This is a genomic window from Scleromatobacter humisilvae (assembly GCF_023231945.1).
In the GTDB taxonomy this organism is placed as follows: domain Bacteria; phylum Pseudomonadota; class Gammaproteobacteria; order Burkholderiales; family Burkholderiaceae_C; genus Scleromatobacter; species Scleromatobacter humisilvae.
Genome location: NZ_JAJLJH010000015.1, coordinates 1 through 17,065, shown reverse-complemented (window position 1 = coordinate 17,065; position 17,065 = coordinate 1). Strand labels below are relative to the sequence as shown.

The following is a 17,065-nucleotide window of genomic DNA, read 5'->3' as shown; positions in this document are numbered from 1 at the left end:
TGCGTGTTGGAACCTGACGTCCGTCCGATGAGAGAGCTGTCAAGCCATGGAACCCAAGCGCCTATCAACGCGGACGGGAACGACGTACACGATGCCTGCAAATAACAAGACCGTCATCATCGACACGTGCAGCCTTGCTAGGCTGTACTACACCACATTGCGGCCGGTGGCGGGCAATGTCGCCGGCGGGTTTCACCTACTGACGTTGGTCGAACTCGCCAACGAAGTAAAGCATCTCGCCAAGCGAGAGGACTACTCCTGGCTTCACCGTGACCTTCCCGAGATTGATGCTGCCGTTTGCAAGTTGACTCGTGCGGAGGCTAACGCCGTAAGGGTCGAAGCACATGGCGTGATGGCAGCTGGGCAACCGTTGCTTGACGCGCACTGCGCTCGTCAAGGCATTACCTCGCGAGTTCTGAGTTTTAAGGATGCTCTGGCTTTGGGCGCAGCAATCGAACTCGATGGGGTCTTGGTTACCGACGAGTGGCCCCTTCGATTTGTGGCCCAAGGTCAGTCGAGCAAGAGTGGCGCGCTACTCGAGTCTTGGCTTTCCGTTGACGTTCTCGCGCTACTTGAGCGCGAAGCGCTCATTACTTCAGCACATCGCGTCCAGACCTATCGCCAGTGGCGCCTTTGGGGCGAGGCGCTGCACCGAGAATCCGACGGTCTCTATCAGAGGCACTTCAAAGCGAAAGCGCCAGACGGCCAGCGTTGAGCCGGTAGCTCAGACGTTACGCCGTTTCCACAACTCGAGACTTAGGTCTACAGCTTGAGTTATCGGTACCATCAGAGTGCCCTGGATGGCTTGAGGATTGCGGCCACCATCTTCGATTTGAAGTATCTCAAGTGCCTTCAGTACCGGCGTTTTGTAGTGCCGCTCAGCGACTTCGACGTACTGAGAAACCGAAGACATCGCTCCCTCGCAAACGACGTCTCCCCAAGATGGGATATCAGTTCGATGCGAGTGGAAGCAGTACCAAAATTGCTTCCCGCCTTCGAGCTTCTGCATGCCGTGAGCTGCGCGAATCTCATCTACGCGACGAACAATTGTCAACAGCGAGATGCCGTAGCTCGATGCCCACCTAATCGCGACCTCCATCGCGACTCTCCAAGAGGCAGTGCCGATTTCCTCTGCACACGCGTGCGCCGCTTCATCTGGAAAGAGGAAATGCTGGGCGAACAATTCTGCGTAGTCCTCCCCAGGCTTTCCCTGAAGCTTGTGCAAAGAGAGGCAATGACCAAACTCGTGTGACAGCCAATATAGGTAGTCGTCTGCCTTGCAGTCCAGATTGAAGACCACAAATGAATGCCCCGACTCGGGAAGGTAGACACTCAGGGCGTTTTCGTGCCGCTCCTTGTCTCGTCCCCACAGAACGGGAACGAGAATAGCGCCGAAATGACGCAAGAGCGTCAACACGTGTTCTTCGCAGACAACCTCCATGGCAGACAAGCCAAGCTTCTCTCGCATCTCAGCGGCAACGCCGCGCACATGGCTAGTCAGCGCCTGTGGGGCAGCATCACGAGGAGACTCGATGCGAGGCTCTGCCGGAAACAGCGGGACGAGTCGACGCAGATGTTGAGCCACACCCTCCGCAGCCAGCGCTGCTTCGTCTGTGACCTCGCGATTCAGTTTTGTGCGGTACGCGATAACCGGTGCTGGCGGGGGTGCGGCAACCCCCAGAAGCTCGGCAACCGAGACCTCGAGCGTTCGAGCCAGCTGCACTAGCTTGCTAGGACGCGGGACAGACTCTCCGCGCAACCAGTTGGAAACGGCTTCTTTGCTGACTTCGCAAGCGGACGCCAGTGCTGTGCCCGAAAGGCCGAGCAAATTCTGTCGTTCCTGAATGAGGGGGAGGTTAAGCGACATTGGTCGAGGATTTTACTTGTTAGGTCACACTTAGTCAAGTTTGGTCAAGTTGCGGGAATGCAAGCTTATTCCTGGGCATCGGCCACTGTCGAGCTTCCATGATGGGCGAAGAGCTGCGGGCGACCTGCTGCTGGCTCCGGAGCCCTTGGTGCCCATCTTCGGTTCCAGCTTCATGAGGCGAAGCTTGCCTTTTCCGACGTACTGAAAGCTGCGTCCATGGCCGGGCGAATCGGTTCGGATGAGCAACAAGCCTGGATTAACCGTATCGTCGCGCACTTCGGTGTTTGGCACTGCCAATCGTCTCGATTCTTCTCTGCATACTCGAAGGGGCGGTCACAAGACTACTGGCTCGCTTGCGCCGGATTTCCTCTTGCTCGCAGTGCTTCGTATAGCTGCGCCGGTCCGAGCAGGATGTCTTTGAGTCCATCTCGTACGCGTTCTGAGCCCAACGCCTGCGTACTCATCATCGTGTGCGCGTCCAGCGCATCCATGATGGCGTGCAGCAGCGCATCTTTCAGGTCGGGCGAATTGGCGAACTGCTCTTTGCTGTTGCTTGCGGCCTGCTGCATAAGGGTCTCGTTTTCAAGTAGCTTGCCCTTCAGCACGCCATTCACATAGACCAACTGGTCATCGTCGGTAAGCTCACCCTCGAACAGGCCATTCACCTTCTGGATGATTTCGACCAAATAGGCCTGCTGCCTCTCCTGCACCGAGCCGCTACCCACTGCGTCCATCGGCGGTAGTTTGAACGTGCCGTCCTGGTTCAACCCCATTGGCTGCTTGCCCTGGTCTTTCAGCGTGTGGTGGGTCAGCACTACTTTGCTCAGGTCCACGACGTCGCGCTCGCGGCCGAAGTCCAACAGCCGTATGAGGCGCTTGAAGAACAGGAATCGCTTCTCGATGTCGGTGTTGCCGTAGTCGAAGATTTGGCTCAGGAACGAGTACAACCGGACGTACGCGCCCATGTCGTTCTTGAACAGCACCAATGCGTCGAGCACGTCCTTCGCTGCCAGGGCGGCCTTGTCGTCCGTTTGCTCCTCCGCGGCAGATTTTTCTTGTTGCGCCCCCTTGTAGCGCTTCAAGAGACGGTCGGCGACTGGTGCGATCGCCGCGTCGAGCTGTTTCTGAGTGCCATGCGGGTTAAGGTCGACCTTGGCAACTCGGTCGACCTCGAACTCGTCGTAGTAGCCGGTCGCATCCAGCTTGGCACGCAGGTCGTAGACCAGATGTGGGTCAGTCCCGGCCTCCATTTCGGCCGTCTCGTAGTAGGTCTTGAAGGCTTTGAGGATGTCGCCGGCATCGTTGACGAAGTCCAGGATGTAGGTCGTGTCCTTGCCCGGATGGGCGCGGTTCAGCCGCGACAAAGTCTGAACCGCCTGGATGCCGCCCAACATCTTGTCCACGTACATGCCGCACAGGAGCGGCTGGTCGAAGCCGGTCTGGAACTTGTTGGCCACCAGCAGCAGGTGATAGTCGGGCTCTGCGAATGCATCGCGGATGTCGCGGCCCTTCAGTCCCGGGTTCAGGTCCTTGCTGGTTTCGCTCACGGCCTGCGGGTAGCTCTCCGGGTCGTTCACCTCTCCCGAGAAGGCCACCAGCACTCCCAGCGGGTAGTTCTGCTTCGCGATATAGGATCGGATGGCCTTTTGCCAGCGCACCGCCTCCTTGCGGCTGCCCACCACCACCATGGCCTTGGCGCGGCCGGACAACAGCGGTTGCACGTTTTCGCGGTAGTGCTCGACGACCACCTGAACCTTCTGCGAGATGTTGTACGGGTGCAGCCGAACCCACTGCATGATGCCCTTCGTCGCCGTGCTGCGCTCGACCTGCTTCTCGTCGTACTCCTGCCCGTCGTGCGCCAACTTGAACGCCAGCTTGTAGCTGGTGTAGTTCTTGAGAACGTCGAGGATGAAGCCCTCCTCGATAGCCTGGCGCATCGAATAGACGTGGAACGGCACGGGCAGGCCGTCCGGGCCGGGCCGTCCGAACAGCTCCAGCGTCTTGGCCTTGGGTGTGGCCGTGAACGCCACGTAGGTCAGCCCTTTCACTCCTGCCCTGGCTTCCATTTGTGCGGCCAGCAGTGCCTCGGTGTCGACTTCCCCACCGTCCTGCAACTCCGCCCACTCCTGGGCTGACAGCAGTTGCTTCAGCTTGGCGGCCGACTCACCCGTCTGAGAGCTGTGCGCCTCGTCTGCAATCACGGCGAAGCGCTTGCCCTCGGTCGCTGCCAGTTCTCGTACCGCCTGCAGCGCGAACGGGAAGGTCTGGATAGTGCAGACGATGATTTTCTTGCCGTCCTTCAGCGCTTGGCTCAGCTGGGCGCTCTTGCTACCGTGCTCATTGGTGATGCTGGCGACCACGCCAGTGGTGCGCTGAAAGTCGAAGATGGCCTCCTTCAATTGCGCGTCCAACACGTTTCGGTCCGAGACGACGAGCACGCTGTCGAACATCTTCGTGTGTTCGGCGCCGTGCAGGTCAGCCAGGAAGTGCGCCGTCCATGCGATGGAGTTTGTCTTGCCTGAGCCGGCGGAGTGCTGAATCAGGTAACGCTCGCCGGCACCGTTGACGCGCACGTCCGCCACCAGCTTGCGAATCGAGTCGAGTTGGTGGTAGCGCGGGAAGATGACGCTCGTGAGCTGCTTCTTGTCGTCGCGCTTACCGATGAGGTAGCGGTGCAGGATGTCGAGCCAGCTCTCGCGCGTCCACACCTCCTCCCACAGGTAGGCGGTCGCGAAACCTTCGGGGTTGGGCGCGTTTCCGGCGGCGCCGGCATTGCCACGATTGAAAGGCAGAAACGTTGTCCCAGGCCCGGCCAGCCTAGTCGTCATCATCACTTCCGACTGGCTGACCGCGAAGTGCACCAAGGCGCCACCGGGGAAGCCCAGCAGTGGCTCCAGTACACCGCCCTTTGGTTGCGGGTGCCTGTCGAAACGGTACTGGTCCACCGCGTCGTGGGCGCTCTGCGTGAAGTCCGACTTCAGCTCGGCCGTGGCCACGGCAACGCCGTTGACAAAAAGCACAAGGTCCAGCTCTGCCTTGGGGTTGTTCGGTGAATGAGTGACCTGCCTCACCACGCGCAGCCGGTTGGCAGCGTAACGCTCCTGGATGGCCGGGTTGATGGCCAGCGCCGGCTTGAACTGCGCCAGCATCAGCGGCTCCTTCAAGCCCAGCATCTCAACGCCACGCCTCAGCACATCGAGCGTACCGCGTTCGTTCAGGTTCTTGCGCACCCGCTCCGCGAGAACAGCTGCCAGGGCCGCCCCGTGAGTCTTGGTCAGTCGCTCGAAGCTCTCGGGCTGCGTGGTCGCCACCCAGGCCAGCACATCGGGCATGAAAAGGCCGTAGGCGCGGTCGAACAGCGCAGCGTCACCCTCGGCGTACAGCCAGCCGTTCGCCGCCAGGTGCTGGCAGATTTCCGCCTCGAAGTGAATTTCCTTATGCAAGCTCATGCGGCTCCCTGTGCTTCACGGGCCAGTTGCTGGGGGTCCCAGACGCGGTCGGCCAACTGCCGGTACAACTGCTGACGGGCCAACAGTTCCGCCTTGTGGAAGTGCGGCAACGGCACGAAGGGCAGGCCTTCCTGGTGGATGTAAGCCAGGAAGCCTGGATGGCGTTCGTAGCACTGCTCGTGAAGCGAGCGCGCTAGCACGTTCTGGCTCACGTAGTACTGGCGCTTCTCTTCGTAAGGCAAGTCGCTGTAGCTGGCGTTGAAGGTCTTAGGGAGCAGCAGCAAGCCACCGAACCGGTTGCGCCACTCGGTGAACTCGGTGGGCGATGCGAATTCGTCGGTGTGTAGCTCGGGATGGTCGGCCCAGATATGCTCGATTTCGAAGCGGCCACGTCCGTCGACCAGATAGTCGCTGGTCTGACTGTGCACGCCCGACACCGCTTCCAGGTGCGCTGTCATGCGCGCCAGCAGCACTTTGATGTAGCGCATCGACCATTGGTTGAGGCCGAAACCTGTGAAGCCGTTGCGCTTGCGGTCGCTGGTGCCCTCGAAGTCGCAGCCCTGCTCTCCCAGACGCGCAGACAGAAGGGCCACCAGGTCGGTCAGGTTCTTGCCTCGGATGTCGCGCAAGATGAGGAACACTGCATACGACATGGCGCCGTACGTCATGCTCAGGTAGTTCACCGCGCGCCTGGCCAACAGGATGTCCAGGAAGATGGCCACTCCGCGCACCTTGCGCTTCACTGTCTCGGGCGAGTCAGTCACCAGCAAAGGTGCCAACAGCAGCGGGTACTGCAGACTGAAGTTAAAGCAAGCCACGTGGTAGACAGGTTCCAGCCCGGCCTCGGGCTTGAGGGAGGCCTTGCGGATGCGTTCGTACTGGCGCGTATAGAACACCATCTCCTCGCAGACGAAGCGCGAGTAGTCCTCGCCGGTGCTCAGTCCCAGTGCTTCGGCATGTTCTCCGACCCAACGATGGAACTCGGTGCCGATGCGCTCGAAGTCCTTGTTCTCTGCGCCGGCACCACGTTGACGAACGCTGTTCGCGTATCGGGCACGCAGCCAAGCCTTGACCGCGTCGGTGTCTTCATCCTTGCCTAGCTTGCGAAGCGCCTCCGTACGCTCACGCCATAGTCGCGCGGCCTCATTGCGCTGACCAACGTCGTTGATGTTGGCCAGCAGGTAGCCCTTCAGCATGTCCAACGGGGAAAGCGACAGGCCGCGGTCATTCATCGTCTCGAAGATGGTGTAAGCATCCTCATCCGATGCCGCACGTATTTCGATGAGGTAGACCTTCTCGGTCAGCCAGTCACAGAAATAGGGCAGGGCAGCATCGTCCAGCTCTTCTCCCAGCTCGTCCAGCAACTCTTGCAGGTCTGCGTAGCGCGCGACGATAGTTTGCACCGACTCGGATGCCTCGCTGGTGTCAGGCACCTCGCCGTTGAACAGCGCGCTCATGATAGCGCGGCGGTCTTCCACCGCGATGTTGAAGGCGCGTTCGCCGAAGCGTTCGGAGTAAATCAGCTCTTCCAGGTGTACACGGTCGGGTCGCTGCCCCTGGCGGCTATGCAGCAACAACAGCAGTAACGTCAAGGTAGTCAGGCGCTGTTGGCCGTCGACGATGAAGAACTGGTTGTCGCGCTCACTGAGAATGATGGAGCCCAAGAAGTAGTTGCCGTACTGCGCCACAGCTCCTCGCGGGTTTCCAGACCGGTGCGATTGCAGGAACTGCGCGGTCAGGTCGTCCACCAGCTCCTTGGCCTGCTTGCGCTGCCAACGGTACTCGCGCTGATAGTAGTCGATGCCGTAGCGCTTGCCTTTGAGTACCTCGCTGAGGGTGCGTGCCTTCCCGTCGATGGTCTTCATGCGGCGATTTTCTCCCTAGCCTCGGTCTCATGTGCAGCATCGCGCACGTCGATTTGGCCTGTGACGGCGGCAGCAATCAAAGCTGCGCGGCGCTCTTCTAGCAGAGCTATGGTCTGTTTTACCTCGTCTCTCAGAACGTCAACGCGTCGAGTTTCGCTCTCAAGGAAGACAGCTATAGCCCGCTGCTCGACGCCGGGCGGTGTGGCTACAAGAATCTGACCATATCGGGTTGGATTTAGGTTGCACTGGCCAATCGCTTCAAATGCGCGAGAGCGCACATCGCCCAGCATTCCCGGGGCATTTAATAGGTACGCAAAGTATTTCGGCAGATTTCCAACTCTTAGTCGGATTCGCACGAGGTAAGAGGCGAATGACACGGGGAACTCGACGCATTCAAACAACCCAACCTTGCCTACCAAAGCAAGACTGTTCGTTCGATTGAACAGTAGGTCTCCGCTTTGAAGCAACAAAGAGGGTTCCACTTCGTCGACGAATCTCAGGTCATCTAGCCTCACTTCTCCATCGACGATGTTGCCCATCCGGAGCACCGCCACAGAACCGTCAGCCGATAAGGAATCCGAAATTCCATAGTCAACGGAGCTGAATCGAGTTTTGAGCAGGCAGACCTCCCAATGCGCCGGAACCTCCCCCATCCATGTCACACCCGAGCCCTTCATAGGCACGTTGGGATTGAGGCCGCGAGTGACGGCGTGGACGATGGTGGCTTGGCGCTTTTCGTCCAGCAGAGTGATGAGCCTTTGCTGCTCCTCAATCAGCGCATCAATCTTGGCGGTTTCGCGGTCAAGGAAAGTGGCGATTGCTGTCTGCTCGCTTTTGGGAGGCAGCGGCAGCAACAGCGCGCCGAACTGACCGTAGCTGATGCTTTTCCCTTCGCGGATTCCGTCGGTTGTTGTCTGTAAAGCTGCAATGTATTGGGCGCACTTGAACAGGTACGCCCAGTAGTGCGCGACAAGGCCCGATTTCGGACGAAGCACGGTGTACGCTGGACTGACGCAACCTGCGTGGGCGCTCCGTTCTATGCCACCTTGGAAGCTGCGCAGGCTTATGACGAAGTCGTTTGGCTCTACATGCTTGAAGTTGTCCAAGCCACCGAGCGCCAGGACGAGCTTCTGGTCTTCTTGTTCCATGAACATGCGCTGCGGGATGACTCCGTACTTTTGCGTGGCGGAGAGCTGCTCGTCACCCGGGCGAGCGCCATCGCGCCGTTGCTCGAAGAGCCGGCGTGCTTGCCAATTCTCCCAATGCGCAGGCAGGCTACCGAGCCATGCGGCACTACTCTCCCTGTATTCTGGATACCTCGGCAAACTCATTCCGCCAACTCCTCCAGCATCTTCATGATGCTGGTCGTGATGGTTTTCAGTTCCTCGTCAATGGTGTGCAGGCTGCGCGGCGGCTCGAAGACGTAGAAGTGCCGGTTGAACGGAATCTCGTAGCCGACCTTGCTTTTTTCTTCGTCTATCCACGCGCCGGGTGCGTGCGGCAGCACCTCGTGTTTGAAGTAGGCTCCGATGTCTGCGGTGAGCGGCACGCTCTCGGTGTCCCGCAGGGCACTGTCGGGCTGAGGCTTGCCCTTCAGTTTGCCGCGTTCGCCCAGTACCACTTGACCCCGCTCGTCGCGTAGCGGTCGTTCAACCGTGATGCTCGTGTAGCCGAAGTCCTCGTTGCGAAAGATGCGTGCGATGGGTACGCGTCTGAGCCGGCCACCGTCGGGGGCACTGGGCGGCTCGTCGGTATTGGTGACGAGACGCGGTTGGCCCACAGGTTGGGCTGCGCTATCGAGCGCAGTCACCAAATCGGCTTCGGTGAAGCCGCCGAACAGCCTCGTGACGGTGGCAATGTGCGCCTCGCTCATCTCCTTGCGCTTGCTGCCCAGGCCCTTACGCATCTTCTGCCAAAAGCCGCTGGCGTCGATGAGCTGCACAAAGCCCTTGCGGTCGGCCGGCTTGCGATTCGACAGAATCCAGACGTAAGTACTGATGCCAGTGTTGTAGAACATGTCGGTGGGAAGGCCGACGATGGCTTCGACCAAGTCGTTTTCCAGCACGTAGCGACGAATTTCGCTCTCACCGCTGCCAGCACCGCCGGTGAACAATGGCGAGCCGTTGAGCACGATGCCAAAGCGGCTGCCGCCGTCCTTGGCCGAGCGCATCTTGGACAGCAGATGCATCAGGAACAACATCGAGCCGTCGCTCACGCGAGGCAGGCCAGGGCCGAAGCGGCCGTCGAAGCCCTTCTGCTCGTACTCTTGCCGGACCGCCTTCTCAACTTTCTTCCACTCCACGCCGAAGGGGGGGTTAGAGAGCATGTAGTCGAACTTGCGCTGAGCGTGACCGTCGTCACTGAGCGTGTTGCCCGAGACGATGTTGGCGACGTCCTGGCCCTTGATCAGCATGTCGGCCTTGCAGATGGCGTAGGACTCGTCGTTGAGTTCCTGGCCGTACATCGTCAGTCGCGCCTGCGGGTTGTGTTCCAGCAGATACTCGCCCGCCACCGAGAGCATGCCGCCGGTGCCCGCTGTGGGGTCGTAGATGGTGCGCACGACGGCATTGCCCGGACTAAGCACGTCGTCGTCCTCGATGAACAGCAGGTTCACCATCAGCCGGATGACCTCGCGGGGCGTGAAGTGCTCCCCGGCCGTCTCGTTCGAGAGTTCAGCGAACTTTCGAATGAGTTCCTCGAACACCGCACCCATGCCGGCGTTGTCGACCGCCGTGGGGTGCAGGTCGATGTTGGCGAACTTCTCGGCGACGAGATACAGCAGGTTCGCCTTGGCCAGGCGCTCGACCTGCGTATAGAAGTCGAAGCGCTCGAAGATGTCGCGCGCGGCCGGTGAGAACGCCTGGACGTAGGCGTAAAGGTTCTGACGGATGTGGTCCTGGTCGCCGAGCAGCTTGACCAAGTCCAGCGGGGAGGTGTTGTAGAAGCTTTGGCCCGCCTTGCGACGCAGGAAGGGGTCGGGATTCAGACCGGCTTTGGTCTTAGCCTGGAATTCGGCCAGGACAGCCGGCTTGGTGCCCTCCAGCACGCAGTCAAGCCTTCGAAGCACCGTGAAGGGCAGGATGACGCGTCCGTACTCGGATTGCTTGTAGTCGCCACGGAGGAGGTCGGCGACCGACCAGATGAAGGACGAAAGGGCTTGGTGATTCATGAATCTCAATGCTGTTCGTTCGACGCCGTCGGCACGAGGTCGTCCGGGACGTATTCGGCTATCTCAGACCATGAGCACTCGAAGAAGCGACACAGCTTCTCGAGCACGTCGGTCGTGGTGTTGTAGGCCCGTTGGGAGGCAATCTTGGACAACGTGGCGCGGTGGATGCCGGTGGCCTCTGCAACGGACTCGAGGGTGACGCGCTGGCCCGACTTGAAGGACTTGTCGGCCATTCGTTCACGAAGTCGGAATCGAATCATGGGTTATACCTGCGGAGCTCAAGTCACGGATGATATGCAACCTTCGTCGCGCATGCGCGACAAATTACGCTCATACGCTTCGTCAGCAACGGAAGTGCACTTATTTCGCGCATGCTCGACATTCAAAAGCGGTCGATCACCATGTCCGCGACGCTCCAGTTCCACGTTCCATGCCTGCGTCGTGATAGGAGCAGGGCGCTTCGCGCACGCCAAAGCGAAATGACGCAGTCATATCTGGGTCGCCTGCCGTTGATGGCGTTCCATCGGGCGGCAAGGCGCCGCTGGCTCAGTCACCGCCCGGCCAGTCCAACAGGACGTAGTGGCAATCCCAGCTTCTATGACGAAGGCAATCCGACTGGCATCCAATTGCTGGCGACCAGCCTATCCTGCCCTCCTCTTTGACATGCTCCTTTGGTTCAAATCAAGTACGTTGTACCGCTGGATTCGGGCCGGAATCCAGCGGGCCGCACGCTCATCTGAGCCACGGGACGGGTGCAGGTGAATAAATTCTGCACAAGAAGCGAATCGAGACCGACTAACAAGTGAACAGAAACGGATTCAATGTGACTCAAGACCGGTCCGTAAGCGAACCGTATCCGGTGCATAACCGAACAATCTTGGCCGCGCACGACACCAAGTACCCTTCCGCGGCGAGCAGGGTCAGCCTGGAGCGCGCGTCGGACGCAAGGGAGAACTGGGCAGCTCACGGAGGATCGCCACTGGACGGTGTCGACGAGCCGTTTGTCGCGCGGGGTCAAGGGCGGGCTCTGCCCGGCGCAGCGCACCCTTGACGGCGCGCGGCAAACAGAGACGCTCATGGCTCGGGTGTGGCAGCACAACGTGATGCTGCGCCCCGAGCCCGGCCGGCGGCAAGGCCTTCCCCGCCCCGGGGCGGGGCCAGGGGTGGGGGTCAACGCTCCATTTCGGGCCCGGAGCGATCTCGGGTCACCACCGGACGCACGACGGGCTTGGGCTCTGGCCGGACTTCCACCACGCGCTCTCGCAGTCGCCGCTTGACGGCTTCCTTGAAATACGCCGACTCGCTCAAGAATCGACGGGCGTCCTTGGCCAGGGATTGATCCCACGGGTCGTCGGAATGTTCGAGCGCAACGACGACATGCGCCCAGGCCGTTATTGCCTCGCGCCGGCTGAGCTCATACGTCTTGCCAGTCTTGACGTCAGCGCCGACCTTGCGGAGTCGATCGTCGTCCTTTGCCTTGATGCGCCAGAGCGCGTCATGGCTCCGGTTGGCGCCCCGCGTGAACTGGCGCGTCGCTTCGGCCTGGATTCCGCGATCGCGCAGCTTCTCGGCGAAGGTTTCGCGCCAGCGCTGCAGATCGCCCTTGCGAGGATTCAGGCGCTGGCCCGAGATGGACTCGGCCCGAACGCTCAGGTGAACGTGCGGGTTGGCCTGGTGGTCGTGCAGCACCATCACCCACCGATGTCCTGCGAGCTCGGTCTGTGCGAACTCGCGCGCTGCGCCCTTCACGGTGTCCGGATCCGTGCCCCGTGGCATCGACAGCATGATGTTGAACGCTTCGCGCCGGTAGCTGACCTCGTCGATGAAAGAACCGCCGAAACGCCACTGGTCGACCAGGTCGTGCAAGGCCTCCTTGCCCTCGTGATCGACCCTGCGGTCGTCCTCGATGGTCAGCCGGCCGTTCTTGCTGATGTAGCGGAAGTGCGCGGCGATGGCGGCCATCCCGCGACCACCGCCCGTGACCTTGACCATCACCTGCGGAGCGCGCAACGTCACGGTCGCGTGAATGCGGTTGCGGATGCCCTGTGCGCGCTGCCAGACCGAACTGCTCAGTCGCGGCAGCGGGCTTGTCTTGACGATTCGATTGCCGGGATAGAAGAGGCGTTCGCCCCACTGCACCAGCACGCCGTCCACCGAAGGCGCTGCCGTCATGACGATCGCTTCGAGGTGCGCGGCGCCGCCAGGCGCTCGCGACGAGCACGGGCATATGGCTGCAGGCCGATGATCAGTCGAGCGGCGATCGCGATGTGCTCCAGCATCTGTTTGCTCATCACATCAAGATTCGCGTCCTGCCCTGCCAGTCCGTTCGCGCCGGCCATGCGCATCATCCGCGTGAACGCGTTCAAGTCGACGCGCAGCCCGGCAAGCGCATCCGTCGACTTCGCAAGCGCCGCCACGGCGTCGCCGTGATCCGACGGCCTCATGGGCGGCGGGGATCCTTCGAGCAGCCCGGCGACGTAGGCCCCCTGCGAAACATCCGCCGCATGGGCTCGCCTGACGAGTGCAGTCGCAGCCTCGGGGGCCAGGCGGATCGTGACCTTGATGGCGGCCCGGTCGATCAGCGTGCGGGCAGGTTGCGTGACGGTGCTGTCGGCACCGACCTGCCCATCGAGCGTCTGGCGGATGGCCATGCGAACCACTGCAGCGGTCGTCATGTGCCGCGCAGCCGCGAATGCATGCAAGCGGTCTGCCGCGCCGCGGAGATCGACGGTGACGCGTTGTCGGGAAGCGGTGGCCATGACGTAGGTGCTCCTGGTTACTGCATGCGATGCAGTTACACACGTTTGGCGGCCCCCAGGCGTCGACGGTCTCGTACGACGTCTTCGGGAGACGCAGGGGTCGGACAGTCCGACCCTCAACCCAGCCGATTCGCGAGCTCGGACAATCGTTGCCGGAAGACCGTGAGATCAGCCTCACTGAAGTCTCCGCGCGCCCGGTTGATCTTGTCGAGAGACCCCTCCAGAAGTGCGCAGCAGAAGGTCGCCTTAGTGAGTTCAGTGACCCTGGGTGAGGGCGTGGGCGCCGCGAGGGAACGTGGTGCCTTCAATGCCGCAACCGAGCTCCGGGTGATCTCGCCGCCGGCGATCAGCGCTCTGACCTGCTCGGGCTTCTCGTCATGCAGCTTGCTCAACTCGTACAAGGTTCGTGGCGAGGTACATAGGCCCGTCTTCAAGGCTTGGTCGACGGGCGGCGGCAGGTCGAGCAGTGCCATGTGATGCGCTACCGTCGTCAGATCCATGCCGAGCTTGCGGGCGATCACGGCGTTAGACTCTCCCGCCACCACGCGTCCCTTGATGAAACGCGCGAGATCCAGCGGCGACAGGTTGTGGCGCTTCTGGTTCTCCGCCACTGCGGCATACGGATCCGCGGCGGCGTTGCGCACGACGACTGGAACGACGTCCAGCCCCGCTCGCAACGCCGCGCGCAACCGCTTCGCGCCGAAGTGAATGCGGTACTGACCTGACTCGTCGGCGGGGTGCACGACGATGGGCTGCAGGATGCCGCGCTCGCGAATGTCTGCGGACAGCTCGTCGATCTCGCTGTCCGGAAATTCAGTGCGTGGGTTGCTCGCATCCTCGTGCAACAGGGAAGCCGCAACCTGCAGCGCCAGGCCGCAGATGCTTCCTACTCCTGACCCGCCCGATGGGTCTGGAGTCACCTCGGACGCCCGAGGCTGCGGATTTACCAGCTGATGTACGGACGGGCGCAGCTCCTCGGATCCCGGCTCTCTATCGAGCAGATTGAGCTGCAATTCGTTGAATCTTTGCCCTAACGGCTGCATGCGCTGATGGTGCCGCAGCTCGTTGCCAACGTAAACACGGGCACGCCTCTGCGACGCCACGTCCCACAATGTCCAGCACGTGCTCGCATCGTCCATCGCGATCCGATCAGCCCGCGGCGCGCTCACGCTTGGTTGCACATTTTTTCGCTGCATTCAAGCAGCGACGCTCTCACGCTGCGCTGGATTCTGTGCGAAATCCAGCGCCTCGAACCATGCGCATGCGGCCTATCGTTGCACTACGTCTCGACGTCAGGAGTGCACGATGCAACACACCCAAAGCCACGCCGTGAAGGCCACACAAGAAGCCATGCCGCCACGGTTCATGCGGCTGCCCACGGTCATGAATTGGACTGGGCTCGGCAGGTCAACGATCTATCGCATGATCGCGGCAAACAAGTTTCCTGCACCGGTTGTGTTGGCGACTCGCGCAGTCGCTTGGCGCGTGACGGACTTGGAGCGCTGGAGCGCGGATCGACCAGCGTCCTCGCATTGAACGAATCACAAACCTGGTACCGATTCGACCTATAGTTTCTCGAGAAAACTCGAACGCAGCAGCACGTTCTCGCGGTGATACGCCAGGAAGCGTCGCTGCCCGGTCGAAAAGTTGCCGGTCTTCGGCGGGCTACCCGGCTGGATGCCCATGCGATGCAAGGACTCGTGGTGTGCGACCGGCGAGACGATGACTTGGCCGTCGTCTTCGAACGCGATGAATCCGCGGTCGAAGAGGTGATCGATGCTGGGCGTCAAAAGGAGTCCGTTCTCGCCGTCCAGGCGCTCGTCGTTGGTTGCGTCTCGCCAGGGCTTGCAATGGCTCGCGCGCAGATGCTCCTCGCGGTTGACGCCGGTGATGCGGCATGCGTGCTCGATGGTCATGACGCGCTTCTTGAACAGCCCCTGGCCGCGACGAGCCAGCACGATTGCTTGTCGTTGTGTGTCCAGCAGCGTCGCGTCGCCTTGAACCGCGTTCAGCTCGTGTTCTTCCCATTCGACCAGGCCGACTGCTGAAGCGATCGGCAGCTCCTCCGCCACCCGGTAGCCGAGCACCAGGTCATGCGCTTCGGCCCCCAGCAGATCGATCAGGGCAGCCGCGAGCTCCTCGGGAACTCGGGTTAGATAGACACTCTGGAGGCCCGCACCACTCGACTGCAACGGTGCGTACCTCTTCGGCAGCAATGGGTTGAGCACGGCCATGTGTTGGGACGGCTTGATGGGCAGCCTGAGCTCATGGAATCGCATATCCACACGCCAGCCGATCTTTTCCCAGTAGGCCCCTGTCTGCTTGAACTCGAGTGGCTTGGGCGCCTCATACGCGTGCGATGCAGCGATGCCGATGGCACGAATCAGGGTCTCGGAGAACGAGAAGATGACGTCGCCGGGCGAAACCTCCCTCATGAAGTCGTAGAACGGGTTCGCCGCCTGATTCGCCTTGCGCTTGGGTGACCAGAGATACCCGCCCGACACCTCGTGGCGGTAGGTTTGGTTCTGGTTGACCCACCAATAGCGCATTGGCGTCAGTCCGCCACTGCGGAGCGCTGCATCCGGCTCATGCCGTCCCGATGGGCGCCAGGCCCTCGAGCTTCGCCGCGACGGCCGCACAGGCAATCAGCAGGTCGGCGACGATCCGCTCATCGACGTTCAGATCACCCTCATATTCGCCCAGGTTGCGGATCTCGTGGCACTTCGACAGGACGCGCCACACCGCGGGCCCCAAGTCGAGCGTGTGCGGCAGCAGTTGGAAAACGATGTATCGATTCGTCGATCGATACCCGTGCCAGCGAAGCGCGGCCAGGCACAACCCGTGGGCAGCGTTGTAGCCCAGATCGAATCGGCTTTCGAGAGCCAGGCCCGTGTTGGAGGCATCCTGCAGCCGCGCCAGGCCAGCGCGTTTGAGGCCGGCAAATTCCTTGGCGTCGGCTGGCTCGGCCTTCAGCGGCTTGCCCGGACCGCTCAGGTTTTCAAATGGCGAGGGCATCTTCACCTCCGATCAACCAGATCTTGGGCTGCGCCAGGACGCGGGTCAGAAATGACTCCTCGTTCTTGAGGCGTTTCCGGAGCTCGGCGGATGTCAGGATGGTCGGATTGACCGGCCGACCAAGCGTTGAACTCGCTGCCTCCAACGCGGCAAAGACGTCGGCGTAGGCCAGCTCGTCGGACAGCAGCAGCATATCAATGTCGCTGCCGACGGTGTCGGTGCGCTTGGCGATGGAACCGTACACAAAGGCAGCCTTGATCTTCTCGGCCAGTGGCGCGAGCGCCTCTCGCAACGGATCTGCCAGCCCGATCGTCTTGCGCGCGATGCCGCTCAGCTCTTCGAAGATCGGCGACTCGGGGTTCGCCTGATAGTGCTTCTGGTTGCCGACGGCACGCACTGTGACGAGACCGCTCTGCGCCAGACTGGCCAGCTCACGCTGCACGGCGCCGGAGCCGCTCTTCGTCAGTCCGATCAGCTCGGTCGCGTAGAAGCTGCGTCCAGCTTGGCCGAACAGCAAGCCGATCAGACGCTGCCTCGTTCCAGAGAACAGGGCATCGGCGAGGCCGGACGCCGGCGTCTTGGGGTTGGCTTGAATGCCCATATTGGGCATAAATATACCCAAAATGGGCATTTTATGCGAGGCCACCATGGAAATGGCCGGCATCCGCTACGACCGAAGCTGGAAAGACCCAGCTTCGAAGCGAAGAAACACCTGCCGGATATGGGCCGAAACTGCCTCTCAACTTGTCGACTCCTTGGCCCCGAGCTCCGTCAGTTCGAAGCCTGCGAGCTGTCGTTCGCCTGTCGAAGGGCGATGTCGGCGACCGCTGGAGGCCGTGTGGAAACGCCGTGCGCTTCGTGAAAGTGCGTGGCGTCGGCAGCTCGTTCAAACAGCCACAGTATCGGGGCCTCATTAGAAAGGGCTCAGGGAGGCCTTGCGG

Annotated in this window: 14 protein-coding genes; 2 read left to right on the top strand and 12 right to left on the bottom strand. The window is 61.3% G+C overall.

Annotated features, from left to right (window positions below; genetic code table 11):
• Window positions 1-46 precede the first annotated feature (46 nt).
• Window positions 47-715 (top strand): hypothetical protein, encoded by a 669-nt coding sequence (locus LPC04_RS27530; RefSeq protein WP_275685539.1) that lies wholly within the window; start codon window positions 47-49, stop codon window positions 713-715.
• A 9-nt stretch (window positions 716-724) separates the two neighbouring features.
• Here the strand turns inward: LPC04_RS27530 and LPC04_RS27525 are convergent, their stop codons facing one another.
• The 9 genes from LPC04_RS27525 to LPC04_RS27485 all read right to left on the bottom strand — a co-directional run bounded on the left by LPC04_RS27525 (window position 725) and on the right by LPC04_RS27485 (window position 14,248).
• Entirely contained in the window at window positions 725-1,867 is a 1,143-nt protein-coding gene (locus tag LPC04_RS27525) for a helix-turn-helix domain-containing protein (RefSeq protein WP_275685538.1), read from the bottom strand.
• 341 nt (window positions 1,868-2,208) lie between these two features.
• On the bottom strand, window positions 2,209-5,316 hold the full coding sequence (locus tag LPC04_RS27520; RefSeq protein ID WP_275685537.1) for a type I restriction endonuclease subunit R: 3,108 nt from the start codon (window positions 5,314-5,316) through the stop codon (window positions 2,209-2,211).
• The gene (locus LPC04_RS27515; protein ID WP_275685536.1) at window positions 5,313-7,181 is read right to left on the bottom strand and encodes a DUF262 domain-containing protein; all 1,869 of its coding nucleotides are present in this window, start codon (window positions 7,179-7,181) and stop codon (window positions 5,313-5,315) included. Before LPC04_RS27515 ends, LPC04_RS27520 begins: the two co-directional genes overlap by 4 nt.
• Window positions 7,178-8,512 carry a restriction endonuclease subunit S gene (locus tag LPC04_RS27510; RefSeq protein ID WP_275685535.1) on the bottom strand — a complete coding sequence of 445 codons (1,335 nt, stop codon included), beginning with the start codon at window positions 8,510-8,512 and terminating at the stop codon, window positions 7,178-7,180. The genes LPC04_RS27515 and LPC04_RS27510 overlap by 4 nt, the downstream gene beginning before the upstream one ends.
• A complete protein-coding gene (locus LPC04_RS27505) occupies window positions 8,509-10,350 on the bottom strand; it encodes a type I restriction-modification system subunit M (protein WP_275685534.1) in 1,842 nt (613 codons plus the stop codon). Before LPC04_RS27505 ends, LPC04_RS27510 begins: the two co-directional genes overlap by 4 nt.
• 5 nt (window positions 10,351-10,355) lie before the next feature.
• Window positions 10,356-10,610, bottom strand: a complete 255-nt coding sequence (locus LPC04_RS27500; protein ID WP_275685533.1) for a helix-turn-helix domain-containing protein — start codon at window positions 10,608-10,610, stop codon at window positions 10,356-10,358.
• Window positions 10,611-11,520: 910 nt separating this feature from the next.
• Window positions 11,521-12,522 (bottom strand): relaxase/mobilization nuclease domain-containing protein, encoded by a 1,002-nt coding sequence (locus tag LPC04_RS27495; RefSeq protein WP_275685532.1) that lies wholly within the window; start codon window positions 12,520-12,522, stop codon window positions 11,521-11,523.
• Window positions 12,519-13,109, bottom strand: a complete 591-nt coding sequence (locus LPC04_RS27490; RefSeq protein WP_275685531.1) for a hypothetical protein — start codon at window positions 13,107-13,109, stop codon at window positions 12,519-12,521. Before LPC04_RS27490 ends, LPC04_RS27495 begins: the two co-directional genes overlap by 4 nt.
• Window positions 13,110-13,225: 116 nt before the next feature.
• Window positions 13,226-14,248, bottom strand: coding sequence for a ParB/RepB/Spo0J family partition protein (locus LPC04_RS27485; RefSeq protein WP_275685530.1), 1,023 nt, complete (start codon window positions 14,246-14,248; stop codon window positions 13,226-13,228).
• 166 nt (window positions 14,249-14,414) lie between these two features.
• On the opposite strand from LPC04_RS27485, the gene LPC04_RS27480 reads away from it, so the two are divergent.
• Entirely contained in the window at window positions 14,415-14,645 is a 231-nt protein-coding gene (locus LPC04_RS27480) for a helix-turn-helix transcriptional regulator (protein WP_338055490.1), read from the top strand.
• A gap of 29 nt (window positions 14,646-14,674) precedes the next feature.
• Here the strand turns inward: LPC04_RS27480 and LPC04_RS27475 are convergent, their stop codons facing one another.
• Genes LPC04_RS27475 through LPC04_RS27465 form a run of 3 tightly spaced genes read right to left on the bottom strand, consistent with a single transcriptional unit; the run spans window position 14,675 to window position 16,788 of the window.
• Window positions 14,675-15,658, bottom strand: coding sequence for an HNH endonuclease (locus LPC04_RS27475; protein ID WP_275685529.1), 984 nt, complete (start codon window positions 15,656-15,658; stop codon window positions 14,675-14,677).
• A gap of 37 nt (window positions 15,659-15,695) precedes the next feature.
• Window positions 15,696-16,124 carry a hypothetical protein gene (locus LPC04_RS27470; protein ID WP_275685528.1) on the bottom strand — a complete coding sequence of 143 codons (429 nt, stop codon included), beginning with the start codon at window positions 16,122-16,124 and terminating at the stop codon, window positions 15,696-15,698.
• The gene (locus LPC04_RS27465; RefSeq protein WP_275685527.1) at window positions 16,108-16,788 is read right to left on the bottom strand and encodes a transcriptional regulator; all 681 of its coding nucleotides are present in this window, start codon (window positions 16,786-16,788) and stop codon (window positions 16,108-16,110) included. Before LPC04_RS27465 ends, LPC04_RS27470 begins: the two co-directional genes overlap by 17 nt.
• Between the last annotated feature and the right edge of the window lie 277 nt (window positions 16,789-17,065).

Excerpts from the sequence above, each read along its gene's own strand:
- LPC04_RS27505 (WP_275685534.1), bottom strand. The coding sequence starts at position 10,350 with ATGAATCACCAAGCCCTTTCGTCCTTCATCTGGTCGGTCGCCGACCTC.
- LPC04_RS27495 (WP_275685532.1), bottom strand. The coding sequence starts at position 12,522 with ATGACGGCAGCGCCTTCGGTGGACGGCGTGCTGGTGCAGTGGGGCGAA.
- LPC04_RS27475 (WP_275685529.1), bottom strand. The coding sequence starts at position 15,658 with ATGCGCTATTGGTGGGTCAACCAGAACCAAACCTACCGCCACGAGGTG.
- LPC04_RS27515 (WP_275685536.1), bottom strand. The coding sequence starts at position 7,181 with ATGAAGACCATCGACGGGAAGGCACGCACCCTCAGCGAGGTACTCAAA.
- LPC04_RS27470 (WP_275685528.1), bottom strand. The coding sequence starts at position 16,124 with ATGCCCTCGCCATTTGAAAACCTGAGCGGTCCGGGCAAGCCGCTGAAG.
- LPC04_RS27510 (WP_275685535.1), bottom strand. The coding sequence starts at position 8,512 with ATGAGTTTGCCGAGGTATCCAGAATACAGGGAGAGTAGTGCCGCATGG.
- LPC04_RS27485 (WP_275685530.1), bottom strand. The coding sequence starts at position 14,248 with ATGGACGATGCGAGCACGTGCTGGACATTGTGGGACGTGGCGTCGCAG.
- LPC04_RS27520 (WP_275685537.1), bottom strand. The coding sequence starts at position 5,316 with ATGAGCTTGCATAAGGAAATTCACTTCGAGGCGGAAATCTGCCAGCAC.
- LPC04_RS27530 (WP_275685539.1), top strand. The coding sequence starts at position 47 with ATGGAACCCAAGCGCCTATCAACGCGGACGGGAACGACGTACACGATG.
- LPC04_RS27525 (WP_275685538.1), bottom strand. The coding sequence starts at position 1,867 with ATGTCGCTTAACCTCCCCCTCATTCAGGAACGACAGAATTTGCTCGGC.
- LPC04_RS27480 (WP_338055490.1), top strand. The coding sequence starts at position 14,415 with ATGCAACACACCCAAAGCCACGCCGTGAAGGCCACACAAGAAGCCATG.
- LPC04_RS27500 (WP_275685533.1), bottom strand. The coding sequence starts at position 10,610 with ATGATTCGATTCCGACTTCGTGAACGAATGGCCGACAAGTCCTTCAAG.
- LPC04_RS27490 (WP_275685531.1), bottom strand. The coding sequence starts at position 13,109 with ATGGCCACCGCTTCCCGACAACGCGTCACCGTCGATCTCCGCGGCGCG.
- LPC04_RS27465 (WP_275685527.1), bottom strand. The coding sequence starts at position 16,788 with ATGCCGGCCATTTCCATGGTGGCCTCGCATAAAATGCCCATTTTGGGT.